Below are 24245 nucleotides of genomic sequence, written 5' to 3'. Positions count from 1 at the left end.
CCCCTTTGTGCGCGTCCAGCATATCGATGTCGGGCAGGGGCCGGTCGAGCGCTGGTTCGGCCTCTCGCACCTGATCGTCCACACGTCGGGCACGCATAACAGCACGGTGACGCTGCCCGGGCTCCACGCCGATCTGGCGGCTGCGATGCGCGAGACGATCCGCCGCCATATCCAGACCGATTTCGCATGAGCGACGGAGCTGCCGCAGTGATGATCGAGGGCGAGCCACACTGGCAGCGGCTGCACCCCGCGACGCTGGCGCTTGCCATCGTCAAGCTCGGGCCGCGCTCGCTCAACTTTCTGCCTGCGGTTGCCGCGCTCGGCTTCACCGGCAACTGGGTCTATATCGTCCCCGCGATCCTCGCCTTCCTGCTCTTCTCGCTGCTCGCCGCATGGTTCCAGTGGCTGCGATTCCGCTTTTTTGTTGGCGACGATGAAGTCGTGATCGAAAGCGGGGTGCTGTCGCGTCAGCATCGCACCATCCCCTTCGACCGCATCCAGGACGTCAGCATCGAACAGGGGCTGATCTCGCGCGCGCTCGGCATCGCCAAGGTCGGGTTCGAGACGGGCGCGGGCGGCAAGGAGAATGATGCGAGCCTCGACGCGATCGCGCTCGATTCGGCGCAGGCGCTGCGCACGACGATCCGCGCGCACAGGAGCGGCGAAGCCGCAGTGCCGGTCGCGGCCGATACGTCCGTAGCTGCGCCGGCCATCGAGGACCGGCTGCTCTTTGCGATGACACCGCGCCAGCTGCTGGTCGCGGGGCTGTTCAATTTCTCGCTCGCGGCGCTCGCGGTGGTCGGCGCGAGCATGCAGTTTTTCGACAATCTGCTGCCGTTCAAGTTCAATGTCTTCAACCCGATGGACTGGATCGACCTCGCCGAGCAATATGGGCTCGGCGACTGGGTCTTTGCGCATCGCTGGATCGCGGCGGTCGGCGGCATCCTGTCGCTGATCCTCATCGGCTTCGCGAGCGGGGTCGCGACGATGTTTTTCGCCAACTGGGATTTCCGCCTGACGCGCGAGCCGCGCGCGCTGCGCCGCACCCGCGGCCTCACGACGCGCACCGATGTCGCGGTGCCGGTGAAGCGCGTGCAGGCGGCGATCCTCGTCACCGGCTGGTTCCGCCAGCGCTTCGGCTGGCACGAACTGCGCCTGCAAAGCCTCGCGAGCGACGGCGGAAAGGAAAATGACCATCAGGTCGTTCCCTTTGCGAAGCTCGATGCGATCGACCCGGTGCTGGACGAGGTCGCGATCCGGCGCCCCGATGCCGGCCAGTCGTGGCAGCAGAGCCACCGCATCGTCGCGCTGGGCGGGCTGATCGGCGCCGTCGGCGCGACCATTGGCGGCCTCGTCGCCGTTTCGTTCGGGCAGGATCTCGGCTGGCTCGGTCCGGCCCTGGGGCTGCTGATCGGCACCGGATCCCTGTTCGGCGCCCGCTTCCATCGCTGGGCCGACCTCGGCGAACAGGTCGCGATCCGGCGCGGGGCGTGGAAACCCAAGACGACGCTGCTGCCGCACGCGTCGGTGCAGAGCGTCGACCTCAAAAGCGATTTCATCCTCCGCCCGCTCGGCCTCGCGACTTTGGTGTTCGGCGTCCCCGGCGGCAGCTCGCTTGGCGCGCACGAGATTCCCGCGATCCCGCTCGCCGCCGCGCAGGACCTGCGCACCCGCATCCTCGCCGCGAGGGCGCGGTCATGAGCGAAGCGGCGCTGGGCATTACGCACTCGATCAAGGGCCAGCCCTGGCACTGGCGGCGCGCGAGCGCCGACATGGCGGCCGAGAATCTCGCGCCCGACGACCTCGTCACGCAATTGCTGCTCGCACGCGGAGTGGCGCGCGACGACCTCGACCGGCAGCGCACGCCGACCCTGCGCGGCTTCATGCCCGACCCGTCGCTGTTCCGCGACATGGACGCCGCCGCCGCGCGGCTCGCCGATGCGGTCGAACGCCAGGAGGCGGTGACGATATTCGGCGATTATGACGTCGATGGCGCGACCTCGGCGGCGTTGCTCGTGCGGCTGCTGCGCGGGCTCGGGCTGCCCGCGGGCGCCTATATCCCCGACCGTTTGATGGAAGGCTATGGCCCCTCGGGCGCGGCGCTCGTCAAGATCGGCGAGGCGGGGTCGAAGCTCGTCGTCACCGTCGATTGCGGCGCGCAGGCATTCGACGCGATCACCGAGGCCAAGGCGGCGGGGGTCGAGGTGATCGTCGTCGACCATCACCAATGCGCGACGACGCTGCCCGCCGCCTTCGCGCTGGTGAACCCGAACCGGCTCGACGAGGAGCCTGATGCCGCGATCCACGGCAATCTCGCCGCGGTCGGGGTCGCCTTCCTGCTCGGCGCGGCGCTGCTCCGCACGCTGCGTGCGCGCGGCTTCTTCGCGACGCGCAACGAGCCGGCGCTGATCGACCTGCTCGATCTTGTCGCGCTCGGCACTGTCGCCGACGTCGCGCGCCTCACCGGTTTCAATCGCGCGCTGGTGACGCAAGGGCTGAAGGTGATGGCGCGGCGCGGCAACACCGGCCTCGCCGCGCTGATGGACGCCGCGCGCCTCACCAAGCCGCCGAGCGCGAGCGACATGGGCTTCGCGCTCGGTCCCCGGATCAACGCCGGCGGGCGCGTCGGCAAATCCGACCTTGGCGTGCGATTGCTCACGACATCGGACCCACAGGAGGCGGCCGACATCGCGGTCGAGCTCAACCGGCTGAATGAAGAACGGCGCGCGATCGAGGCCGCGGTGCTCGAACAGGCGATCGACGCGAGCGCGGCGTGCGGCAATGCGCCGGTCGCGATCGTTGCCGGACAGGGCTGGCACCCCGGCGTGATCGGTATCGTCGCCGGACGCCTTAAAGAACGGCTGCACCGCCCCGCGATCGTCATCGCGCTGGATGAGGATGGCATCGGCAAGGGATCGGGGCGCTCGATCAGCGGCGTCGATCTTGGCGCCGCGATCCTCGCCGCGAAGGAGACGGGGCTGCTCGTCGCCGGCGGCGGGCATGCGATGGCAGCGGGCCTCACCGTCGCCGCCGGCAAGGTCGACGCGCTCGGCGCTTATCTGAACGACCGCCTCGCCGCCGACGTCGAACGCGCGAGCGGCGACAAATCGCTGCTGATCGACGCGGTGCTCGCGCCGCGCGGGATCAATCCTTTGTGGTGCGACGCGATCGAAAGCGCGGGGCCTTATGGCGCCGGCTGGCCCGCGCCGCGCGTCGCGACCGGACCGGTGCGGATCGTCGAAGCGGGGATCGTCGGCACCGACCATGTCCGCCTGATCGTATCGGGCGACGATGGCGCGCGGTTCAAGGCGGTCGCGTTTCGCAGCGCCGAGAGTGAATTGGGTCAGGCTTTGCTCCATGCGCGCGGGCGCAGATTATGGCTCGCGGGCCGCGCAAAACGCGACGATTGGGGTAGCCGGCCGGCCGCGGAACTCCATCTGGAGGACGCGGCGTGGGCCGACTAGGGGCTGGTCAATCCGCTGCGGCGCAATATTTTTGCGCGGGCCATGCGTCCCCATGCTTGACCCCACCGAAACGCCCGTCTAAGGCGCCGCTTCACCGATCAGACGGCCCCTTCGTCTAGCGGTCTAGGACGTCGCCCTTTCACGGCGAAAACACGGGTTCGAGTCCCGTAGGGGTCACCAACACTCTTAAGAGTGTTTTCATTCTGCGGACTTAGCACGAAATCACTGATTTTCCAACGACCCGGTGGTACAAACGGGTGGTACAAAATGAGATTTCGTGTGTCGCGTCCCCACAAGCATCCCAAGAGCTCCATTCCCTGGTTTCGAATCGCAGTCCCGAAGGATTTGCGCGCGAAGATCGGTCAGTCCGAGATAAAGCAATCGCTCGGCACGACCGATCCCAATGAAGCCCAGATTCAGCTCGCTCGTCTAACCGCGGAATGGAAATCTCGCTTCCAAGCGTTGCGAAATGAAGCAGCGACCGAGGATCTCGCACGCTCTCCCGAACTCGTGGACGAGTTTTTGAGGCAGCTAGCGGATCGCCGACATGGCGACCTCGACGGCGCAATCTATGCGCTTCAGAAACTGATCGCCGTCAGAACGCTTACCGCGTGGGGCCCGAGCGAATATTATGGCCGGGGGGCGAACCGCGCCTTGGGCCATGATCCCGACCCTTCGATGTGGGCCGATTGGGAGACCGACCCCGATCCGTTGGCCGACCTCATTCCCGAAGATGATCGCGATGGTCTGATTGAACGGGTCGCACATCTGAACCGGAATGCCGAAACGCTCGGCTTCGGATTTCACGAGATCCTCAGATATATTCAAGACCGGAAGCGTTGGAGTGCGGTCGACCTTGAAGTCCTGATGATCGAGCAGTTTACGATCACATCGATTGCGTTCGGCAGCGCAATGTACGACGCGGTCGCCGAACATTTGGTTCGCCGGTTGTGCGATTACCGGTCCTCCCGCTGGAATCTGGAATTGCTCTCCGCACTGCAACTGGCACCGGGGTTTGCCCTCCAGGCACCGATCACAATGGCGCCTATGATGCCTCCCGTAGTCGCCGCGTCGAGCGCCCATGTCAACACTATCGGCCAGCAGGTGATCAGCAATCTCGGGAAGAACCAGAATGGCATGCAGTCACTCTCTGAGGGGCTGCAGCGATGGAAGGAACTTAAGAAGCCGGGGCCAAGCGCGAAGGTCGAGGCAGACCGCGCCGTCGGCCGGTTCGTTGAGCTGTTTGGCGACAAACCTGTCAGCCTGATCACTGACGATGAACTTTACGACTATCGGGACTTCATATCGAAGATGCCGGCGAACCTGAGCTTGCCTGCGATCCAGAAATCCGGGCTCGACCTTCGCACGGCAGTTGATCGCGCGTTGGAAGAAAAGCCCGATCGGGAACTGCTATCGCCGGGTTCGATCAAGAAAGACATCGGGGCCCTCAGTGCGATCTTCACGGCTCTTCGGGAAGAGCGCTGGATCAAGACCAACGTCGCCGCCGGCATTAGCGTCGCAGGCTACTCGAAGAAGCGAAGGGGACAGAAGAATCCCAGGCTCCCTCTTCGTCCCGCGCAAATGGAAACCCTGTTCGCTTCTCCGCTATTTACCGGCTGTATAGGTCCTCGGGATTTCGAGAGGACGAAGCCTGGCCCGTATGTCTACCAAGACGAATTATACTGGGCATTCTTGTTCGGCGCGACGGCGGGACCGCGGCTCGAAGAAGTCGGTCAGATCCGGGTAGACGATATCGAGGTCGTAGAGCGGGGCGACGAAGCGCCGATCGTTGGCATCTATGTCACCGGCACCGGTGAAAGCCAATCGACCAAAACCGACGAGTCCATTCGTGTAATTATTGTCCATCCCCGCCTCGTCGAACTGGGATTTTTGTCGTTCGTATCCAGCCGAAAGGAAATGGGGGTGACGCAGTTGTTCGATCTCAAGCAGTCCAAGTTGGGAAGTTGGTCAAAGGAACTGAGCCGCCGCGCGAACCGGTATCTCGACAGAGCAGTCGTCGATGACAAGCGCTACGTCTGGTATTCGATGCGGCACGAGTTTGCCGATCGTTCTGAGCTTGACCTCTCTGAGGCAACATCGCGCCAGATCATGGGTCATGCTCGCGGACGCCTCTACGGGTTGGGTGCCCCTCTGCACCGGGCCGCCAAGGAGCTCGAGAAACTGGATCTGAACTTCATCGACTGGGATCGTCTAAAGGTAGCTGCCGGCCGCGACGATAAGGCATAGATTGTTTCTCGCAGGAGCAACGCGGATCCTACGCGGCGGGTTTTATCCAGGTCGTTTCTTGGCTGTCATCCCAAAAATCCCATGGCAGTTTCTCAGGTTTCGTACCGCTGGGTTCGGGGCCAATCACGCGATATTGGCGCCAGACCTTGGCCCCAAGCCAGGCATTCCCCAGCGTCTCGAACGCAAGGCACGCCTCCTCTTCCAAATAATTCAAATATAGCACTGGAAGCTTCTCTGGGATGCCGCCTCCTCTTCGAACCCAATCACGAAGCCAGATTTGAATTTTGAAATCGTCAGAGTGGCGAATTTTCTCATCATACCTGACCGCCTCTTCCCTGGACCGAGCTCTGGCAATTGCTCGAATTGCCTTTGCGAAGACATCGTTTGCACCGTCGGCCGGGAGAAGCCACTTCAGGCGAAACGGCAATTCGGTTTCCCGCCGCTCAACATCTGCTGGAATAAACGACGGTCGAGGACCGCGGAGGATTATATCTTCGATTTGGCGAAAGTCTTCTTTACGCACGCCCGTACGCAGAGATGCAGCGGCTGCCTTTTTCGCCTCGAAATAGGCGTTCACATCAGTCCCGGGCGGTAGTTCACGGCGCCAGTCCGCGGCGCGCCGACCAGAACTTACTTCACGCACAGACGCACCCACCGCTGTTTTAACGGCATCAGCAAGGGCTCGCTGTAATTCCTCATTTGAGCCCGCCGTATGGAGCGCGCGCTTTTCCTGATTGGTGAGATATTTGTCGATGGCCACCATAAGCGGCCATGCGGGTCCCAAACTCGCCGGCCCCGAAGCGAGATTTTTGAGCTCCTTCGCGATGATCAAAAACGCAATCAGGTGCATCCCCTGTTTGACATCCGGGTCAGTCTTACCAGCGAATCGCTGGCGAGCGCTCACACCCTGGTCATAGGTCTTGAGGCCGCGATCAATGAACCGCGCTGGCTTCTCATTGGGACGCATGATCACGTAACGCTGCTCGCTACGGAGATGAAGGCTTCCGACCGCAACGGCCTGAAGCCATGATTCAAGGTCGGGCACCTCGCCGACAAGGCCGAGAAATATTCGGCGCACCAAGTTCTGAGTGTCGCTCAGATGATCGGTGGGATTCGACACCAACTCGAGAAGTCGGCGCACCTCCGCCTTTGCAGCCTCTTTCTCGCCCGCCCACATCGCGGCGAAGGCCTTCCGGTGTTCAACCGAAATCAGCTCGTTCAAATCCAAATCCGCCATGCGGAGTTCCCTTTATATATTTGCATTGCGATGGCGACGCGCCCGAAGCGCGCCGCACTCAATTGTCATCTCTCAGCATGTCACCGCGGGGACCGCTCGGCTTTACGCCGACGCGTCCAGTCAATCGTTTCGAGGTGACAAAGCGCATCTCTCCACGTGACTGAAGGTGCCAAACTACTAAAGTGGGATCTTGTCAGCGGTGACAATTGACGCGATTTGCGGTGCCAAATCGACCCGATTCCAAGTGACAAGATCTTGGGCGCAATACCGTAAAAATGGGGCACCACTTTTACTTTTGCGGGCAGCTCACGCCGCCCTGCTCCGGCTGCAGCCGTCGGGGCCTCCACCACCGCTTCGACGGTGGTTCCGGCAGGCAGACTCCCTTCGGTTAACATCAGAGTCGCCCCGCACCGTGCTGGCCGCGAGCGATCCTAAAGCGACGAAGGGCGATATCGGCGATCTCCCGCTCGTCATCTTCGGACAAGGTTTCAAGCTCTTTCCATGTCACGTTGTGATTGGCGAAGAGCCGCGAAAGAAAGTCGGCACTACCAGAATAAACACCGGTGGAGCGATGTACCTCGCGTACCCGCTCCACCTCGGCCAATGTTTCCCGCGTCGCAGCCAACTCTGCATCAACGATTTCGAGTTTTACAAGCGGGGCGAACAACGCTTGAACGCGCTCCGCGATCTCGTCGACGAGTTCCAACCGCATCGCGCTCAAACTACGTGCGGCGTTCGCCGGATACGTCGTTCGAAACTTCGGATTCTGTAAACGGCGCCGAGCATCTTCGGGCGATTGGCCGGGATGCTGACATGCATGTTGCTCCTGCAGATGACGCACCGCGCGCATCGCCACCGACATATCTTCCGCGAGCTCGTCGAAAATCTTCTTCGCGAACTCACGGAGGAATCCGTGTTCGCCACCCGAGGTCAATTTCTCGATCTCGTGAATGAGGTCCTGCGCATTGAATCGCAGCAACGCGTCTCTGTCCATATCTCGCTCCTAATCTGAAAAACCGTCGATTAACGACGGCCGATTAGGGTGCGGACCAGACCTGCGGCGGGTGATTGAAGTAGCGTAGCGCTAGGCAGCCGATCCACATTGGTCGGGTGGCTATCCTGAACCCAATCCGGATGGGCGCGCCGAGCGCGTGCAAGCTGAGCACGATCATCACGCCGAAAGCGGCGAGTATCCCAATCAATGCTGCCAGCAGACCGCCCATACACCACTATTAGAACGAAAAAGGAACATGGCCAACAGCAAAGATGGCATTGACGCTCCGGGGGCAATCTCAGCAAATTTACCTCACTTCTTGTCGCGAAGGAGATCGAGCCCGCCGTGTCCCTGATGCGATGTATGGGATGGCGCGCGCGGCCGCTCGGCTTCGGCCGGCTCGGGCACTTCGAGCATGCCTTCCCATTTGGTGATGACGCTTGTCGCCACCGCATTGCCAACGACGTTGGTCGCAGTGCGGCCCATGTCGAGGAACTGGTCGATCGCGAGGATCATCGCGACGCCCTCGACCGGCAGGCCGAACTGCGCGAGCGTACCGGTGATCACGATCAAGCTGGCGCGCGGCACCGCGGCGATACCCTTCGAACTGATCATCAACGTCAGCAGGATCAGTACCTGGGTGCCGATCGACAGGTCGATGCCATAAGCCTGCGCGATAAAGATCGTTGCAAAGCTCATATACATCATCGAGCCGTCAAGGTTGAAGCTGTAACCTAGCGGCAGCATGAAGCCCGAAATGCGGCGCGGCACTCCGAAACGGTCGAGCTGTTCGAACATCTTGGGCAGCGCAGCTTCTGACGAGGCTGTCGAGAAGGCAAGCAGTAGCGGTTCGCGAATGTAGCGGAAGAGCTGCCAGATACGCTGACGCAGGAATATCCAGCCCATCGTCAGCAGGATGACCCAGAGCAGCACCAGCGAGATATAGAATTCGATCAAAAGCTCGAAATAGGTCGCGAGGATACCAAGCCCGCTCGCCGCGACGACCTTGGCGATTGCTCCGAACACCGCGAAGGGCGCGAAACGCATCACATAGCCGGTAATCTGCAGCATCATCTCCGCGAGCGCCTCGGCCCCGCGCACCAGCGGCGCGCCCTTGTCGCCGATCGCCGACAGCGCGACCCCGGAGAAAATCGAGAAGACGAGAATCTGCAGGATATTGTTGCTGGCGAGCGCCTCAAGCGCATTCTTGGGGAAAATCGAAAGCGTGAAGTCCCAGAAATCCTGCTTCTTGACTTCTCCCACCATCCGGGCGGCCTCCGCATCCGGGATCGGGGCGCCAACCCCGGGCTGTAGCAGGTTCACCATCAAGAGGCCGAGCGCGATTGAAACGAAACTCGCGGTGATGAACCAAGCAAGAGCGCGGACGCCGATGCGACCGAGCGCACCACTGTCACCCATGTGCGCGACGCCGACGATGATCGTCGACAAGACTAGCGGCGCGACGAGTAGCTTGATGAGGTTGAGGAAGATGTCGGAGAGCAGCTTGAACGTCTTGGTGAGATGGCCAAACCACGGCTCGCTCACGGGAATCCCGATATGCACCGCATAGCCGACGACCACGCCGAGCACCATGCCCGCGAGAATATACCATGTAAGCTTGCGGTCCATGCGGCCGTCCTCCTCCCCGATCCTGCCCGGCGCGATGACCTGCCCGTCCGGCGTAGTTCCAACGGGTGCGGTAGCGCGCGCGCGCGACCGAAAAGCTGCGAAAATCTTCACCTTATGCCGAAAATATTTGGCTCCAGCGGGGATAACGCCCGCATATCTGCCCTCTCCAGGCTATGTCGGAGGTGGAGGTGGCGTATGACCCAATCGTCGAACAGCATGAAGTTGGTTCCCGGCGTGTTCGACGCGCTATCGGCACAGTTGGCGGTCAGCGCGGGGCTGGATACGCTCTTCCTGTCTGGCGCCGCATTGCACGCCACGCTTCTCGGTCGCCCTGACATCGGCCTTTTGACGCTGACCGAACTGGTCGACGCGGCGTCGAGGATCAAGGAGCGGACGCAATGTTCATTGATTGTCGACGCGGACACAGGCTTCGGCGGCACGCACAATCTGGCACGCGCGGCGCGCGTGCTGGAGCGTGCTGGCGCCAATGTGATTCAGATCGAGGATCAGCTTGCGATCAAGCCGCGGTCGCGGATATTGGACCGGCCCGTCGCTCCGGCAGCAGAGATGGAAGATCGCATCAAGGCGGCCGCGGACGCCCGTCTATCGACGGGCTTTCAGATCAGCGCGCGAACCGACGCCTTGTCTTCCTTGGGCCTCACCGAAGCTCTCGACCGGGCCTGCCGCTACGCCGAGGCGGGCGCCGATCTTCTCTTTGTCCAATCGATCAGGACCGCGGAGGAGGTGGAAAAGGTCAGTGCTGTCTTGTCGCCGCTACGCCCCTTGGTGGTCCATTTATCTGATCCTCTCCGAGGCCTCGGTGATGGCACGGCCCATCTGGGCGCTGCGGGCTTCCGCTATGGCTTGCTCCCTCACCTTCTGTTCGGAGCCAGCGCCGACGCGATCGGCTCGGCCTTGCGTACCATTCCCGGCACGATACCGGTGCCGTCTCTCGACGCCTGCCTGCGTGGCGCAGTGCTGTAACTCTATGACGACGAGACGAGCCTCCAGAGATATTCGCCCGCGATCAGATCATTCTCTGCGCTGCCGATCGATTTGAATATGGTCCGCGATGCGCGCCCGCCCGCTCTATCATTTTTCGAAAGCAGCGAGCTCAGCGTGAGCAATTCACTTTCGCGCAGATAGCCATCTCGAACCGCCGCTCGTAACTCTCCGGCGCCTACCATTGCTGCAGGCGTATCGACCACGACCAGAGCATCGCGGAAGGCCACGCTATCGGTCTCGTGCATTTGTGGCGTGAAGCCCCCAATCAAACCAAGATGGGCTCCATCCTTCACCCATGACCCGAGCACCAGCGGGGCGGTGCTCGAGGTCGCGCAGCAGATGATATCTGCGCGCCGGGTCGCAGTCTCGAGATCCGGTACGGAGACCGCGGCCTGACGCGCGGCGCGGGCTCGACGCGCGACCGCTTCGCCGGCTTCCTGTCGGCGGCCCCAGACCGCTATCTCGGCGTCGGGATAGCTCTCGGCGAAGGCCGAGACGAGATAGGACGAAAGCGCGCCCGTTCCGACGACCAGAATGTGGCCGGGTGAGGCCCCAAAGAGGTTCAGGGCGGCCAAAACCGCGACGGCGGCCGTTCGCCACCGGGTCAACTCGGTACCGTCGATCGTCGCGAGGATTTCGCCGGTTCGGGCGGAGAATAGCTGATAGGTCGCATGGACGGTGGGAAGGCCCGCTCGGGAATTGCCGGGAAATACCGTTACGATTTTCATTCCCAGCACCGAGGGAGAATAGGCCGGCATCGAGAGGAGGTCGCCGCCGCCGACGGGGTAGTGGAGGCGTTCGGGCACGGTGAAGAGGGAGCGATCGGCGGCGGCCAGCGCCGCGATCAGGGCGGGCATCGCAAGTTTGTCTCGGATGGTGGCGGCATCGATCCACATGGCGGCGCCTAAATGATATGGGCTTCGGGCGCGTCAATAGCCTGTCGGAGCCGGTCGAACCCGAGCGGACGTAGATCGATCGTTCGATATCCCCCATCGAGCATGAGTTCCGCGAGGCCTCGCCCCGCCGCCGGTGCATGTTGGAGCCCATGGCCACTAAAACCGTTGATCAGCCAGAAATTGGGAACACCCGACGCGCCGATCACCGCATTGCCGTCGAGAATGTTCATCTCATAATGTCCGGCCCATGCGCTTTGCAGCTTCAACCGCTCAAATGCCGGGGCCCGGGCGGCCAACTTCGGCCAGAGCCAGTCTTCGAAAACAGGGTAGTCGGGTTCGAAGTCATCGGCCGCATGATAGCCCCGGGGAGCGGGAGCACCGACAAGAAAGGTCTTTCCTTCCGGCCGGAAATAAAAGCCGTCGGGATCGATCACGAGCGGCCAGGCGGGATCGGCGTCGGGCGCGTCGACAACGAAGACCGAGCGCTTCTGGCCACGTACGGGCAATGCAACGCCGGCCATCTGCGCGACATCCGCGGCCCGGGCACCCGTCGCGTTGACCACATGCGAACAGGATATCCCCTCTCCCCGCCCGAGACCGACCAGCCAGGCATCTCCTTCACGGCGCAAGGCAGAAACAACGTCATCGATAAACAAGGCGCCCGCACTGCGCGCCGCAGCGCGGAGGCCGCGCAGCAGGCTGGCCGGGCCGTGCGGGAGTTTGGCTGCGGCGGCCTTCATCTCGTTCCGGGCGTCGCGCCACATTCGCGCGTCTTCCGCCTGCTGCAGTCCAACCCAGTCGGGCGATTCTCTGCCAAGATAATGGTCTAGCAAAAGCAGCTCGGCCGCCCGAAGAAAGCCCGATTCCTCCGAGTTGGTGAGAATGATGAAACCGATATTTTTCTGCGGCACAAGCGTCAGCTGGGCGACGGCGCCAAGCGTCCCCCCACCATGATATACGAGTTTCGTGCCGTGATAATCTCTTACGAACCAGCCGAAGCCATAGCCACTGAAGCTGGGATCGGCCGCGCGGAACTCACCGTCGCTGGGCCGGATGCGCAGCGGCGTCTGCAGCGCATGCATGTCCTGCGCTACACCCGCGCTGAACAGCTGCCTGCCATCGGGAAGACGACCGCTCGCGAGCTGCACCGACATCCATTTGGCCATGTCGGATCCGCTTGCGTAAAGTGCTCCGGCGGCTCCGTCGCCGTCGACCCGGTAGCGACGGGGGAGCGGGACGACCGGTCCGGCACCGCGGATTTCCTCCGTAATGCGGGCGTGCGGCCAGGCGGTGATCGTCCCCGCCTCGCTGGCCGCCGCAAGGGCGTCGCGCATGCCGAGTGGCTCGAGGAAACGCGCGCGAACATATTCGGACCAGGATTTGCCACTGGTTCGCGCGACAATCTCCCCTGCCGCGCCGTAGAGGAGATTGCTGTACCCGTAGCGCGCCCGAAACCCCCGGGTCAGCGGAAGGTAGCGAAGCGCCGCCAATTTGTCGCTCGCCTGAATACTTGTCTGCGGCCATGACAGGAGACGGCTGAGAGAAGCCGAGAGTGCTGATCATATAGTAGATGAGGAGCGCACGCATTCCATAATAGGAAAACTGCTCCCAGATTTCCGTGCCCACCAGAACCGCGAGACCCCTTGGATGGCCAAAGAGCGGTTGTGAGCCATCCCCTGCGATCTCGGGCTCCACGATGGCCGCCGAAGCCGTCACGGCTGGCCCCATTGACACGCACCCGGACGCACCAATCCGCCCGAATAGTCCAGCCCGTTCGGAACATCGTGGCCTACGAGCAAGGGTCCGTCGAGATCGACCACATCGCAATATTGGCCGACGATCATTCCCGGCGCCATCGCCCGCGAGGTACCCAGCATGTTGCCGACCATTATCTTAAGACCGAGGCGGCGCGCCTCGTCGGCCATCCTCAACGCCTCCGTCAGACCGCCAGCCTTGTCGAGCTTGATGTTGACGACCTGGTAACGCCCGACGAGCGGCGCAATATCGGCTGCAGTCTGCACGCTTTCGTCGGCGGCGAGCGGGACGGACCAATCCCAAGCTTCAAGACTACCGTCATGGCCGATCGGCAAAGGTTGCTCGAGCAAGTCGACCTTCGCTTCGACCAGAGCGGGGGCGAGCTCTTGAAGCGTTCGCGGCGTCAGGCTCTGATTTGCATCGACGCCAATCCAGGCCGCAGGGCGTACCGATCGGACTGCTCGCACTCGAGCACCATCCAGTCCGTCGCCTGCCAGTTTCAGTTTGAGCGCGCGGGCCGATGGCACCGCGACAGCGGCCCCAGCCATATCGTCGGGATCGGCAATCGAAAGCGTCTGGAGACAGGTCAGCGGCTGCAGGCCGGACAACCCTGCTGCCCGCCAAGCCGGAACGCCCGTGCGTTTAGCTTCCAGATCCCACAATGCGCAATCGATCGCGTTGCGCAAGCCGGAGGCGGGAATGCGCTGCTGCAGTTCCTCTCGAGTCAGGCCATTTTCCAACGGGTCTCGTAGCGCCTCGGCGCGGGCGGGCATTTCGGCAACAGGTTCGTCGTGATAATAGACGCCCGCGGCCTCGCCGATGCCCTCGTGCGCGCCGTCACTCACGCGTGCGACGAAAAGATCGAGTTTCGTCCAAACATGGCCGGCAAAGCGATAAGGCGTGCGGAATGGCCAAGGTTCTACTGCGAACTGCCAACTATATTTGGTCATCGGTGGGCCCCTGCTCCGTCAGTCGGCCGGTCGAGCGTCCGACGTGCGTGCAAAGGCCAAAATGTAAATCCAACCACTTTTTTTGTCTCCCGTCATAGGGCTAAATCAGGTGCACGCCGTTTTCCGGCGCATTTCCATATTGAGCCGCTGAATTTCAGCGCATGCCAACCTTAATTTGCGCGGCAGCCTTCGCACGGTCGACGAAAATGGCCGTCCATAAGCCATGCAGCAACCCGCGAAGGCTTGACCCGCTTGATGAGGATGCGATGTTCGACTGGCTTTTGGATATTATCCGCGATTACGGCTATTTCGGCCTGTTCCTCTTGATGTTGCTCGAGAATATTTTCCCGCCGATCCCCTCGGAGCTCATCGTTCCGCTCGCGGGCTTCGCTTGCGCGCGGGGCGAGATGGACCCGGCCATCGTCCTGCTGGCATCGACCGCCGGCAGCGTGGTCGGCGCACTCCCCTGGTATTATCTTGGCCGGGCATTCGGACGAAGGCGGACGATCGGCCTTATCAAGGTCGCAGGTCTCTGGATGACCTTGAGTGTCGGTGAATTTCGCCGTGCCAAGCGGTTGTTCGACCGCTTTGGCTGGATTGCCGTGCTCTTCGGGCGCCTTGTCCCGGCGGTCAGAACTTTGATTTCGGTTCCCGCGGGTCTGGCCCCCATGCCACTTGGTCGTTTTCTCGTCCTGACCATCATAGGCTCTGCGATGTGGAACACGATCCTCATCATCGCCGGTTACGTCCTCAAGGATCAGTATGCCGAGGTAGAGCATTGGGTGAACCCCGTTACCAAGGCGGTCGTGCTCGGCGTCATCGCGATTTATGTCGTCCGGCTGGCAATCAAGCTTTGGCAACGCCGGGCCGCTGCCGCATAGCGGACGGAATGGCTAGTCGCCTTCGTCTATGGCCACCGAGAGACCGGTCTTGACGCGGCTAAGCACAACCGATGTTCGAAATTTGCGGACTGTGCCGTCCTGAAACATCAGGCGCTGAACCACCTCTTCATATTCTTCGATATCGCGAGCCGTGACGATCAGAGTGAAGTCACTGTCGCCGGTCACATAATAGCATTGCTGCACTTCGGGCGCCGCGATCATGCGGCGCTTGAAGTTGCTGACGACCTGGGCATTTTCGCGCTCGAGGCTGACCTCGACGATGAATGTTGCCGTCTGTCCCACTCGCTTGGGATCGACTACCGCGATATCTTGCAGGATTATCTTTTCCTTGCGCAGTCGCTTTGCGCGGCGCTGGATCGCCGACGCGGAAAGTCCGATCTTTTCGGAGAGCCGGTCTGCGGACATCAGATTGTTTTCCTGAAGCGCATTCAGAATCTGGCGGTCCAGCTTGTCCAGTTCGATATCGCTCACTCGATCCCCCACGCAGTTTTGATGCACCTTTGCGTCAAAACTTGCGGAATGTTCGCGCCAAGTCAAGCAAGCACGCCGGATACTCCGCTTCAATGGCGCTATTTTTGCCCCTGATAAATCTGCATCAAGGGGGATGGACCGCAGCCCCGGGCCAAAGAGGCGGCCATCGCGCTCCTTGACCGTGACGTCGGTTCCTTCCGGGAACACCGTATCGAGATGCGCGGACAGGACGAGCGTTGGCGCCGATGCGGATCGGATGCCCGGCCGCCGTGCGATCACATTGCCTTCCGCATCGATCCGCGCATCCAGACCGATCAATTGCAACCGCGACTGGAATGCGCGGGCGCGCGCCTGTTCCTTGAACGGCGGCGCCGGAATTTCAGCAAGTTCGCGTTGCTCGCGCAGGCTCGCATCATCCTGCCTCTTCAAATGGTCAAGTACGCGCTTGACCGATGGCGAGGCAGCCATCGCACCGACCTTCTTCTCGACCGGGCTTTCGGCGCCCTGTGCCGGCGCCGCGAACAGAAGCGCCGCAACGAGGAAAGAAGAGCGGACGATGGGCATGGTATTTCCTGATTTGGCAACGGCGGGATGTGGCGGGGCGGCAAACGCCACCCCGCCGCCCCTGCGTCAGTACTTGAAACGGACCCCCACTGTATAGGCGCGGCCGACCACATCGTAGAGCCCGCTCCCCTGGATCGGGATCTGGAAATCCTGCGGATGGATCGGAGGGTCGGTGTCGAACAGATTGTTCACGACGCCATAGATCTGGACCATCCGATTTCCGCTGTTCAGGACGTCAAAGCTAGCCGACGCGGTCACGTAGTAGCGCGCCGGAATCTTATTGTTCTCAAGGTTCAGCGCCCCGTTTTTGTTATAGTCGATATTATATTTGCCTGCACTGACGAAACGGCCTCCGAGATAGGCGTTGAACGGCCCCCGCGAGAATGACGCATGGCTAGAGAACTGCCAGTTCGGCTGTCGGAAGCTGTTGTTGTTCCCATTTTCGCCAACCCTGTCGATATGCGCGATCGAGGTTGTTTGCGACAGTTCCGTCGGGTGCGTAGCCACGATTCCGAGGCTGACGTCGCCCCCCAAAGCAGCGAAGCGATAGCGCGCCTCCATATCCCAGCCTGTCGATCGGAACTGGTTGATGTTGACGTTGGTGCCGCGCAGCTCGACCGGGACGCCGTTCGTAAAGGTGAAGAGCGCGCATATCTCCTGATTGCCCGCGGTGCACGCATCGATCAGCTGCTGCGGCGTACCCGCCGCAGCAGCGATCGCGCCCTTCAGCTTAATATCGTACCAGTCGACCGAAACCTGCAGCCCAGGGATGAACGCGGGTTCGACCACGCCGCCAAGGATGAGAGTGTCGGCTTTTTCGGGTGTCAGATTGATGTTGCCTCCCCGGAAGCGGGGAAACTGGCGCGTCGTGCCGTTGGTGAAGACACTGACGGTTGCGCGATTGCCCGCGGTGAAGAGCTCGTTCACATTGGGGGCCCGGATGTCGCGCGAACGGACGCCGCGAAGGCGCAGCCCGTCGAAGACCGTCCAGGTTGCGCCGATCTTCCAGGTTGTAGCCTCGAAATCGCGCTTTGCCTTACCCGGCGCCGGGAAGGTGACGGGGCCTTCCGCGGTATAGAAGGAGTGGCGGACCGCGCCGAGCAATTCGAGCTTTCGAGCGATCGGCGAATCCGAGAGCAGGGGCACGACCGTCTGGCCGTAAAGCTCGGTCACGCCGACCTTACCCGTCAACGCCGAAGCGGTCTGGCCCAGAAAGAAACCGCCTGCACGCGACACGGGATCGGAAACCTGGTCGATCTTGTCGCTGCGATATTCGGCGCCAAAGGCCACGGAGACCGGACCTGCCCAGGTCGAGAAGGGGTCGCCCGTTACGTTGAGCGAGCCGACATGTTCTTCGATCCGCGTGCGCCGCGTGGCATCCCCGTGAATATAATCGAGCGCGGCCTGGTCTGGAGACCCTTCGCCGAACAGGTTGAGCGGCCGGCATGCCGCGTCGTCGTTCGTGGTCACCGCATCGGCATTGATGCGGCAGGTCGCTACGTTGCCCGCGAGAACCGAGTCGACGGCGTTGGCGAGGCGCGCCGTGTAGATCGTATCCTTCGCGAGCGCATCTTCGGTGCTGCGGCCATATTGATAATAGGCCTGCCACTTGAACTTGCCGAGATCCCCGCGCGCGCCAGCGACGGTTCGAATCGTTTCGAAGACGCTCTTGCCCTGCACGAAGCCAAAGTCCGCGTTGTAGCGGCCCATTTTGAAGCTGGTTTCGCCAGCCGTCTGCATGCGCGCCCGAACGTCGGCGGGAAGAAAAGCGTTGTTGATCGAGATCGTGAACGGAGCGCCGAACAGGATACCGGCATCATGCGCGAAGGCGGTCGGCGAACGGCCGGTGATTTTCGAGTAAGAGCCCTCCGCGAACAGCGTGATGGCGTCCGACACGTCGAAGGACAGACGGCCAAAACCTGCATATCGCTCTACCGGCTGTTCGATCGGGACAAAAAGCCCCGGCGACAAGCCCGACCCACCCGACATGCTTTGCCCAGCAACCGTCGTCCCTGTCGGGGTCACCGAGAAGGACGCGGGATTGAAATATTGCCCCGTCACAAAGGGTCGTGAAGCGCCGCCCGGACCGAAATCGGTGCCTCGCGCCACACCGCTAAGGATGAGGCCGCCCAGCGTCGCGCTCGATGACTGGAAATCGGGCGCGAGGATGAACTGATATTGGCCATTGCCCGCCGCATAGGCCGGGTTTCTGATAAGCCCATATTGCTTCGCCGACCAATCGCGGTCGGCCTGCTGAAGAATGCCTTCGTTCCGGTACCATTCGCCGCCGACGAGAATGCGGGCGCGGTCGTCCGCGAAGGAGGTGCCCCATGCCAGCGAGGCAAGATAATTGGCGTGATCGCCCTCGTCGGCGATACCGGCTTGGACATTGCCTTCGAAGCCATCGAGCCGGTCCTTGAGAACGACGTTGATGACGCCGGCGACGGCGTCGGAGCCCCAGTCGGCGGATGCGCCACCGGACACGATCTCGACTCGCTGGATCAATGAGCTCGGGATGACATCCACATTCATTCCCGTACCCGTGGCACTGGGGACATGACGCCGGCCGTCAACGAGAACGAGCGTGCGGGTGCTGCCCAGGCCGCGCAGGTTGAAGGTCGTGCCGGCAACGCCGGAGAAACCCTGCGTAAAGGCGGTCGGGCTGTTGAGCTCGCTCTGCGTCGGCATCAGCTTGCTCAGCTGTCCGACGCTGGCCACCGCGTTGCTCTTGATTAGCGCATCGTCGATGACAGTGGTGGGATTAGGTGCGTCGAAGCCTTCGCGGTTCACACGCGAGGAGGCCGTCACGACGATCTCTTCGTCCGATTGGGCCACATTCGCCCTATTCGATGTCTGCCCGGAAGCTGGCAGCGATGCGATCAGCGCGGTCGCGCTTGCGCAACCCCACAGTGTGCGTCGGATGAGTTTCGTCCTGTCGGTCATATTTAATCCCCCTTCTTGTTTCCATTACGTTAGGGGGTGAAGCGCGCAATGTACGGCGAAGTGAGGCGGCGCAACGCCGGAGAATGGCATGGTGGAGGCATTCGGTGCGGTTTTCCCGCCTCGGCCCATTGTTTGGCCAACGGCGCGCGCCTCACCATCCCGAGGTCCTTAAACCGGCGAAATCGCGCCGCCGCACCGCCGAGGCGACCGATCCTTGCAAAGATCCGGATTTGCCCGACGCAATCAATGGCCGTCCCGCAATATCGGTAAGTTCGGCGGACCGAATCTCCTGTATGGCCCCGAGGCTCGCTAGCAGTTTGCGCTGGGTATCGCCGCGCAGTCCGTCCAATATGATTTCGATCTGTTGCCACTTGTCGTCCCGATCCAGCTGCACGTCGACAGGCGCTACTGCCCGCCGGGTGAGCATGGCAAGCAGACGCGGCAAAAGCGCCGGACATAGCAGCGCTTCGACTCTGAGATACACGAGGCTTTCCCGAGGGCATTTGGACTTCAGGAGAGGCTCGCATCCAGCGTTGTGATCTGTTCGATACATGGTTTGCCGACACCCGATGCATGACGAGGGCGCGAGGCCCCCTTCCATGATTTTCGACTGTTGCGCGCACGGACGGAGGCAAAGATCCCGCTGCGGATAGCAGATTCGTGCAGAATTACGGCAGCAGACGCACAATTTGCGCGCCGGATTCGCGGCCGGCATGCTTGTCTTTACGCTCCAGGCTGGCCGGAATGTTCCGGTAGCGGGCGATCAGGCAAACCAGTATTTGTCCGGATGCCTGCGGGCCCAGGGCCTCGCCTGTTCGAGTTGGAGAGCGAGACCGAACAACAGCCCCTCCTGCCCGGTCGGGGTGCATAGTTGCGATCCGATCGGCAAACCCTTGGCGGTCCAGTAAAGAGGAACGCTCATCGCTGGCCCGCCTGCAACATTGTGATAAGGCGTGTAGCCCGCGTAGCGGATCAATCGCTCCATCAGGACATCCATCGGCTGGCTTCCCGAAAGGTAACCGAGCGGGGGCGGTGGCGTGAAGACCACGGGCGACAGCACGGCATCGAGCTTGGACGACGCAAACCAAGGATCGTAAGCCGCGGCGGCCTCCTTCAGCCCGGCTACAGCCCGACCGAGGCTCTGCTCGGAGGTTTTTGCCAACAAGTCTGCCAAACCCAATGTAAATGGTTCGAACAGATCCTCGAGATTCTTCTCGGGCTGAGCTTTTTTCACCTGCGCCGTGACAGCGGCGGCGCCTGAAGACCAGAACAGTAGAAAATCCTGGAAGAATTTTTCACCGATCGGCCACTTCGTCGGGACGATCTCGTGCCCAAGGTCGGTCAGCAGCTTCGCGGTGCTCAACACCGCTTTACGAACCTCGCGTTCCGGCTCTGAGCCATCAAAGCTGTTGACCACGAGCCCGATCCGCAATCGCCCGCCTATGGGCTCCTTGACCAACCCGACGGGTGCGAAGCGGGAACCAGCAGAACTGTCTTCGGTGAGGGCAAACAACGCCGCAGAATCCCTGACGCTCCTGGTCAAGACATGGTCGGCGCTCGTGCTCGTCGCGTCGAGATCATTGCGAGTTCCGAGCATTCGTCCACGGGATGGTTTCAGCGCAAAGAGCCCGCAACAGGAGCCCGGGATGCGCAGCGATCCGCCACCATCGCTGCCATGTGCTACCGGCACGATCCCGGCTGCTACGGCTGCTGCCGCTCCGCCCGATGATCCTCCCGCGGAGCGCTCAACGTTCCACGGATTTCGGGTCACGCCAGACACGAGGGGCTCCGTGGTGGGCAAGAAACCAAACTCGGGCATGGTGGTTTTGCCGAGCACGACCAGCCCCGCGCGATCGAAGGCATCGGTATAGACACTTTGCCGGGCAAGCGGAGGGCTACCTTGTCGCGAGCGCGATCCGGCCCGCGTCGGCAAGCCTATATAGGATAGTTGATCCTTGATAAGGAAAGGAACCCCGCCAAAGGGCCCGGCGGGGGGGCCGCTCCGAACCTTGTCCATTGCACGTTCGAAGTCGGAAATGGCGAGGAAGTTGAGTTTCGGTTGGGCGGCTTCTGCCGCTCGGATCGAGTACTCTACTGCCTCCTTTGCCGACACGTCCCTCTTCGCGATGCGCTCCGCCAACTCTGTCGCGTCGCCCCACTCGGGCCTTGTAACAGCAACAGCTGCCTGACTTGTCATAAGGGTCACCCCCGCTGCAGCGGTGGAAGTGACAAATTGGCGGCGGGACAACTCGAACATCAAATCTCCTTTTCATGTCGTTGCAGACTATCACCCAACAAGGCCGAATTTCTGCATTTTTAGCGAAGGAGGCGCCGCATTTTAAGCGCTTACCGCTGCCAACAGACCGAAAAGCGCTCTACTTTGACTGCCCAAGGGACGAGATTCGTGGATTGCCACGCGGACCAGACATGGCGGCTGCGCCGCCATTTGAAATGGGAAAGGAAGATGCAGGTTAGCTCTGCTGGAAGGATGAAAGACATCTGAAGGAGGGCTGCCGCCCAGAGCCCCGGCAACCGGGCTCATGACGATGAGCAGTTCCAATGCAATTTACGACAATAGCCGAGCCCCTGAATCCGACCGACAGGTCGAGCGAAGAGACAATGCTCCACACGGTCCTGAAGGGAAGTGTTCCGCTCCCCGCGGTGACGCGGGCCGACCGCAAGATTATGCACCATGTCGCTACGCTCATGCATAGTTCGACCAGCAGCGGCCATGGATTAGCGGCAGCCCTGCTGCCCGGCAGTCTTTTCCTCAAGACGCCAGCCGTCATTGTCCATGCGGCCGCAAGCCAGTCGCCGCTGTTCCTTGGCGAAGCGGAGGTGGTCGCCATCGCGATGGGTTGCCCTGTCCTGTTGCTGCGGCGGTCGGCCGACGGATCGGCTCCCGACCTGACGGTCGACGTCGCCCTGCCCGGCCCTGCTGACCTGAGCTGGCTCCTCGACTATCGCCTTTACCGCACCCTCGCCGGCGACAACTGGTTGGTGCCTCCCGGTAGCGGGCCGTCGATCCAGTTGATGCGCCACGGGCTCTTTCTGTCGGAGCATGCGCCTTACTCGGACCACTGGGACTGCGATGCCGGACTGGACCGGGCGAGCGCGCACCTAGCCTCGCACCGGATCGGGGGGTGGTCGTGGTGATGAAAAAGGTCCCTGCCCTCGGCAACCTCGATTTCGTGCCCATACCCGGCGGCGACGACCCGAACTTTATCTTCGGGGTGGTACGCCGACAGATCAAAGACGGTCCGATTCAGACCGTCCCGGCCTCGGTGCTCAGGCGTCTTTGTCCGGGACGGAAGCTCGATGTCGCCGCGCCTTGGGTGCCCAGTTGCTATCGCTGGGATGTGCTGTTGCCCCCGCTCGCGAGTGACGAATTCCTCGACCCGAAACGTCTCTGCGAAAAATATGAAGAGCAGGCGTGCAACAAGCTCAAAGACCTCCTTGTGATGATCACGCTTCGCTTTCCCAACCCCGATCGCCTGCATCGAACATGGGAGGATGTTCGTGAGTTCGCGCGCGAGCGTCTGTGCCGGGAGCGCAACGTCGCCGTAATCGCGGCGATGCATCTGCCGGTCGAGGTTGGCTCAACCAATCCGCCGCATATCCACCTGATGGCGATGGCCCGCGAGTTCCAGTGCTTCGGCTTCGGTCCCTTTGTCCGCCCCTTTTCGGCCGATGCAGGCAAGGCGATGATCGCGACCGAATGGGCCGAATGGCAGAAGCGGCAACACGGCGGCGATACCGCTGGCGGATGAACCACGTCGGCTACGCCGAGCTCCCGACAATTGGCCGGAGCCAATCCCCTCAAAGAAGAAGAACCAGCTTTTGGGCGGAACGAACAAATGAAAACAGCGGCCCCCCAGCGGGAGCCGCTACAAGGAATCGACTGACCATGAAAAAATACATGACCGCCAAAGATCGGATCGAGGAAGCCGAGACACTGATGGCCGCGCTTGCGATCGTTCGGACTGCCGAGCTGGAGCTTGATAGCAAGCTCCCCGTCCTGCCACCCGAATTTGCACGATATCTGATCGCGCCCGACGCATTCCTGCTCATCGTGCCGTCGACAGTGACCAACGGAAACGATCGATCCACGGTCTCGAACGCGATGGGCTTATCGCGGTGTGACGCGCTGATCGTCCGTGTCTCGCGGCCTAGCATCGGCGCGAAGAAGATAATCCTCGACATAGGGATCGATGGTCTGACACCCGTCTGGTATCACGAATATCGCCCCTGTTCGTTGGATGGCGCACTCCATTTCGTGCCCGACCATGATCCGGGCAAACCGATTTTCAGGCTCACCCCGAAGGGGCTAACGTCGTCGGTGGATTTTGATGCGTTGCAGCCCGATGAGCATTGACGAACCGAACGACCCGCGGCTCGCGGCCAAGGCCTACTTCATGAAGCGCGGTGTTGACCCAATCCAACATGGAGGGGCTGGCATGCGCACGTTCCTCAATATCGCGGAGCTGTGGAGCCTAAGCGACGAGGAGCAATTGGATCTACTCGGTGTTCATGACCTTCCGACTTTCGAGGATTGGAAGATTCGCGTGCGAGCGCACGAGGCCGTCGCGATTCCGATCGACATGATCGTGCGGATCGGCTGCGTCTTGTCGATCTATGGATCTCTCGTAACGCTCTTTCCCGAAGAACGAGCTGCCGACTGGTTGCGTGAACCGAACGCCCACAGGATTTTTGCCGGCAAAAGTGCGCTGGCCGTGATGACCACCGGCGAGCTTGGTGATCTCGATAAAGTGGTTGGGTATCTACTGAGCAAGATTTATGGCTGAGGAGACGACTTGCATCGAGCTCACCGGCAGCGCACGCACCAAGAAACCGACCAAAAATCTGGATGCAGCAGTGAAATTCGGGATGGCGATCGCGATAACGCGCCATCTCGTTGATTGAAGCGATAGCATTAATGACCAGTGTTTGCCGCGGACGTGGCCGATCTTGATGCGAAGAATAATCTCTGTTTTCTGCAAGATACCAAGCCGGTCAATTTGAACTGGCCGATCTTTTGGCCGATCTTGGCCGCTGCACGAACCGCTCCGCGGATTGGCGCTAGCCTCGATGTAAAGCGGCCCAGCGATCGCCGCACCTGATTGAACGCGGGCTGCCGCAGGCAGACCCTTTCGGCTCCTTTACCTGAGGAGTCGAACGATGAACGAGC

At 61.7% G+C, this 24245-nt stretch carries 23 protein-coding genes and 1 tRNA gene; 13 read left to right on the top strand and 11 right to left on the bottom strand.

The window, feature by feature from the left end; all coding sequences use genetic code 11:
* The 5 genes from VJ811_RS13140 to VJ811_RS13120 form a co-directional block, all read left to right on the top strand.
* On the top strand, positions 1 to 190 hold a 190-nt coding region (locus VJ811_RS13140; RefSeq protein ID WP_324073035.1), incomplete at its 5' end, for a PH domain-containing protein.
* Positions 187 to 1701 carry a PH domain-containing protein gene (locus tag VJ811_RS13135; RefSeq protein ID WP_324073033.1) on the top strand — a complete coding sequence of 505 codons (1515 nt, stop codon included), beginning with the start codon at positions 187 to 189 and terminating at the stop codon, positions 1699 to 1701. The genes VJ811_RS13140 and VJ811_RS13135, both read left to right, overlap by 4 nt.
* Positions 1698 to 3464 (top strand): single-stranded-DNA-specific exonuclease RecJ, encoded by a 1767-nt coding sequence (gene recJ / locus VJ811_RS13130; protein ID WP_324073031.1) that lies wholly within the window; start codon positions 1698 to 1700, stop codon positions 3462 to 3464. The genes VJ811_RS13135 and recJ overlap by 4 nt, the downstream gene beginning before the upstream one ends.
* 104 nt (positions 3465 to 3568) lie before the next feature.
* Positions 3569 to 3644, top strand: a tRNA-Glu gene (locus VJ811_RS13125).
* 87 nt (positions 3645 to 3731) lie between these two features.
* Complete coding sequence (locus VJ811_RS13120) at positions 3732 to 5711, top strand: DUF6538 domain-containing protein (protein ID WP_324073029.1); 1980 nt, start codon at positions 3732 to 3734, stop codon at positions 5709 to 5711.
* 28 nt (positions 5712 to 5739) lie between these two features.
* Here the strand turns inward: VJ811_RS13120 and VJ811_RS13115 are convergent, their stop codons facing one another.
* The 4 genes from VJ811_RS13115 to VJ811_RS13100 all read right to left on the bottom strand — a co-directional run bounded on the left by VJ811_RS13115 (position 5740) and on the right by VJ811_RS13100 (position 9571).
* Positions 5740 to 6948, bottom strand: a complete 1209-nt coding sequence (locus VJ811_RS13115; RefSeq protein ID WP_324073027.1) for a hypothetical protein — start codon at positions 6946 to 6948, stop codon at positions 5740 to 5742.
* A gap of 394 nt (positions 6949 to 7342) precedes the next feature.
* Positions 7343 to 7942, bottom strand: coding sequence for a hypothetical protein (locus VJ811_RS13110; protein ID WP_324073025.1), 600 nt, complete (start codon positions 7940 to 7942; stop codon positions 7343 to 7345).
* Positions 7943 to 7985: 43 nt separating this feature from the next.
* Positions 7986 to 8171, bottom strand: a complete 186-nt coding sequence (locus VJ811_RS13105; RefSeq protein WP_324073023.1) for a hypothetical protein — start codon at positions 8169 to 8171, stop codon at positions 7986 to 7988.
* A gap of 83 nt (positions 8172 to 8254) precedes the next feature.
* Positions 8255 to 9571, bottom strand: coding sequence for a dicarboxylate/amino acid:cation symporter (locus VJ811_RS13100; RefSeq protein ID WP_324073020.1), 1317 nt, complete (start codon positions 9569 to 9571; stop codon positions 8255 to 8257).
* Positions 9572 to 9766: 195 nt separating this feature from the next.
* Here VJ811_RS13100 and VJ811_RS13095 point away from each other — a divergent pair, with 195 nt between their 5' ends.
* Entirely contained in the window at positions 9767 to 10555 is a 789-nt protein-coding gene (locus tag VJ811_RS13095; protein ID WP_324073019.1) for an isocitrate lyase/PEP mutase family protein, read from the top strand.
* A gap of 2 nt (positions 10556 to 10557) precedes the next feature.
* On the opposite strand, the gene VJ811_RS13090 is transcribed toward VJ811_RS13095, so the two are convergent.
* From VJ811_RS13090 to VJ811_RS13080, 3 genes are all read right to left on the bottom strand, one after another.
* Positions 10558 to 11472, bottom strand: a complete 915-nt coding sequence (locus VJ811_RS13090; protein ID WP_324073016.1) for a hypothetical protein — start codon at positions 11470 to 11472, stop codon at positions 10558 to 10560.
* Positions 11473 to 11480: 8 nt separating this feature from the next.
* Complete coding sequence (locus VJ811_RS13085) at positions 11481 to 12962, bottom strand: FAD-dependent oxidoreductase (RefSeq protein ID WP_324073013.1); 1482 nt, start codon at positions 12960 to 12962, stop codon at positions 11481 to 11483.
* Between the two features lie 222 nt (positions 12963 to 13184).
* Positions 13185 to 14177, bottom strand: coding sequence for a dipeptide epimerase (locus VJ811_RS13080; RefSeq protein ID WP_324073012.1), 993 nt, complete (start codon positions 14175 to 14177; stop codon positions 13185 to 13187).
* A gap of 266 nt (positions 14178 to 14443) precedes the next feature.
* Here VJ811_RS13080 and VJ811_RS13075 point away from each other — a divergent pair, with 266 nt between their 5' ends.
* Positions 14444 to 15058 carry a DedA family protein gene (locus VJ811_RS13075; RefSeq protein ID WP_324073010.1) on the top strand — a complete coding sequence of 205 codons (615 nt, stop codon included), beginning with the start codon at positions 14444 to 14446 and terminating at the stop codon, positions 15056 to 15058.
* A gap of 12 nt (positions 15059 to 15070) precedes the next feature.
* On the opposite strand, the gene VJ811_RS13070 is transcribed toward VJ811_RS13075, so the two are convergent.
* From VJ811_RS13070 to VJ811_RS13055, 4 genes are all read right to left on the bottom strand, one after another.
* A complete protein-coding gene (locus VJ811_RS13070; protein WP_324073009.1) occupies positions 15071 to 16114 on the bottom strand; it encodes an Lrp/AsnC ligand binding domain-containing protein in 1044 nt (347 codons plus the stop codon).
* Positions 16115 to 16180: 66 nt separating this feature from the next.
* Complete coding sequence (locus VJ811_RS13065; protein ID WP_324073007.1) at positions 16181 to 18949, bottom strand: TonB-dependent receptor domain-containing protein; 2769 nt, start codon at positions 18947 to 18949, stop codon at positions 16181 to 16183.
* A gap of 259 nt (positions 18950 to 19208) precedes the next feature.
* On the bottom strand, positions 19209 to 19541 hold the full coding sequence (locus tag VJ811_RS13060; RefSeq protein ID WP_324073004.1) for a hypothetical protein: 333 nt from the start codon (positions 19539 to 19541) through the stop codon (positions 19209 to 19211).
* A 279-nt stretch (positions 19542 to 19820) separates the two neighbouring features.
* Positions 19821 to 21314: an amidase gene (locus VJ811_RS13055; protein WP_324073003.1), complete on the bottom strand. Its 1494-nt coding sequence runs from the start codon at positions 21312 to 21314 to the stop codon at positions 19821 to 19823.
* 362 nt (positions 21315 to 21676) lie between these two features.
* On the opposite strand from VJ811_RS13055, the gene VJ811_RS13050 reads away from it, so the two are divergent.
* From VJ811_RS13050 to VJ811_RS13025, 6 genes are all read left to right on the top strand, one after another.
* The gene (locus VJ811_RS13050) at positions 21677 to 22213 is read left to right on the top strand and encodes a hypothetical protein (RefSeq protein ID WP_324073001.1); all 537 of its coding nucleotides are present in this window, start codon (positions 21677 to 21679) and stop codon (positions 22211 to 22213) included.
* On the top strand, positions 22201 to 22827 hold the full coding sequence (locus VJ811_RS13045) for a hypothetical protein (RefSeq protein WP_324072999.1): 627 nt from the start codon (positions 22201 to 22203) through the stop codon (positions 22825 to 22827). The genes VJ811_RS13050 and VJ811_RS13045 overlap by 13 nt, the downstream gene beginning before the upstream one ends.
* 137 nt (positions 22828 to 22964) lie before the next feature.
* Complete coding sequence (locus VJ811_RS13040; RefSeq protein ID WP_324072997.1) at positions 22965 to 23432, top strand: hypothetical protein; 468 nt, start codon at positions 22965 to 22967, stop codon at positions 23430 to 23432.
* Entirely contained in the window at positions 23422 to 23862 is a 441-nt protein-coding gene (locus VJ811_RS13035; RefSeq protein ID WP_324072995.1) for an antitoxin Xre/MbcA/ParS toxin-binding domain-containing protein, read from the top strand. The genes VJ811_RS13040 and VJ811_RS13035 overlap by 11 nt, the downstream gene beginning before the upstream one ends.
* Positions 23855 to 23980: a hypothetical protein gene (locus VJ811_RS13030; RefSeq protein ID WP_324072993.1), complete on the top strand. Its 126-nt coding sequence runs from the start codon at positions 23855 to 23857 to the stop codon at positions 23978 to 23980. Before VJ811_RS13035 ends, VJ811_RS13030 begins: the two co-directional genes overlap by 8 nt.
* Positions 23981 to 24015: 35 nt before the next feature.
* Entirely contained in the window at positions 24016 to 24177 is a 162-nt protein-coding gene (locus VJ811_RS13025; protein ID WP_324072992.1) for a hypothetical protein, read from the top strand.
* Positions 24178 to 24245: the final 68 nt, after the last annotated feature.

It is taken from the genome of Sphingopyxis sp., from assembly GCF_035250425.1.
Lineage (GTDB): Bacteria > Pseudomonadota > Alphaproteobacteria > Sphingomonadales > Sphingomonadaceae > Sphingopyxis.
Note: the sequence above shows the minus strand (reverse complement) of the source record. Positions and strands in the feature narration are given on the sequence as shown.

What these genes read in the sequence shown, in the direction of transcription:
- VJ811_RS13080 (WP_324073012.1), bottom strand. Translation starts at nt 14,177, where the DNA reads ATGACCAAATATAGTTGGCAGTTCGCAGTAGAACCTTGGCCATTCCGC.
- VJ811_RS13120 (WP_324073029.1), top strand. Translation starts at nt 3,732, where the DNA reads ATGAGATTTCGTGTGTCGCGTCCCCACAAGCATCCCAAGAGCTCCATT.
- VJ811_RS13115 (WP_324073027.1), bottom strand. Translation starts at nt 6,948, where the DNA reads ATGGCGGATTTGGATTTGAACGAGCTGATTTCGGTTGAACACCGGAAG.
- VJ811_RS13030 (WP_324072993.1), top strand. Translation starts at nt 23,855, where the DNA reads ATGGCTGAGGAGACGACTTGCATCGAGCTCACCGGCAGCGCACGCACC.
- VJ811_RS13110 (WP_324073025.1), bottom strand. Translation starts at nt 7,942, where the DNA reads ATGGACAGAGACGCGTTGCTGCGATTCAATGCGCAGGACCTCATTCAC.
- VJ811_RS13040 (WP_324072997.1), top strand. Translation starts at nt 22,965, where the DNA reads ATGAAAAAATACATGACCGCCAAAGATCGGATCGAGGAAGCCGAGACA.
- VJ811_RS13075 (WP_324073010.1), top strand. Translation starts at nt 14,444, where the DNA reads ATGTTCGACTGGCTTTTGGATATTATCCGCGATTACGGCTATTTCGGC.
- VJ811_RS13050 (WP_324073001.1), top strand. Translation starts at nt 21,677, where the DNA reads ATGCTCCACACGGTCCTGAAGGGAAGTGTTCCGCTCCCCGCGGTGACG.
- VJ811_RS13090 (WP_324073016.1), bottom strand. Translation starts at nt 11,472, where the DNA reads ATGTGGATCGATGCCGCCACCATCCGAGACAAACTTGCGATGCCCGCC.
- VJ811_RS13070 (WP_324073009.1), bottom strand. Translation starts at nt 16,114, where the DNA reads ATGCCCATCGTCCGCTCTTCTTTCCTCGTTGCGGCGCTTCTGTTCGCG.
- VJ811_RS13100 (WP_324073020.1), bottom strand. Translation starts at nt 9,571, where the DNA reads ATGGACCGCAAGCTTACATGGTATATTCTCGCGGGCATGGTGCTCGGC.
- VJ811_RS13055 (WP_324073003.1), bottom strand. Translation starts at nt 21,314, where the DNA reads ATGTTCGAGTTGTCCCGCCGCCAATTTGTCACTTCCACCGCTGCAGCG.
- VJ811_RS13135 (WP_324073033.1), top strand. Translation starts at nt 187, where the DNA reads ATGAGCGACGGAGCTGCCGCAGTGATGATCGAGGGCGAGCCACACTGG.
- VJ811_RS13105 (WP_324073023.1), bottom strand. Translation starts at nt 8,171, where the DNA reads ATGGGCGGTCTGCTGGCAGCATTGATTGGGATACTCGCCGCTTTCGGC.
- VJ811_RS13095 (WP_324073019.1), top strand. Translation starts at nt 9,767, where the DNA reads ATGACCCAATCGTCGAACAGCATGAAGTTGGTTCCCGGCGTGTTCGAC.
- recJ (WP_324073031.1), top strand. Translation starts at nt 1,698, where the DNA reads ATGAGCGAAGCGGCGCTGGGCATTACGCACTCGATCAAGGGCCAGCCC.
- VJ811_RS13035 (WP_324072995.1), top strand. Translation starts at nt 23,422, where the DNA reads ATGAGCATTGACGAACCGAACGACCCGCGGCTCGCGGCCAAGGCCTAC.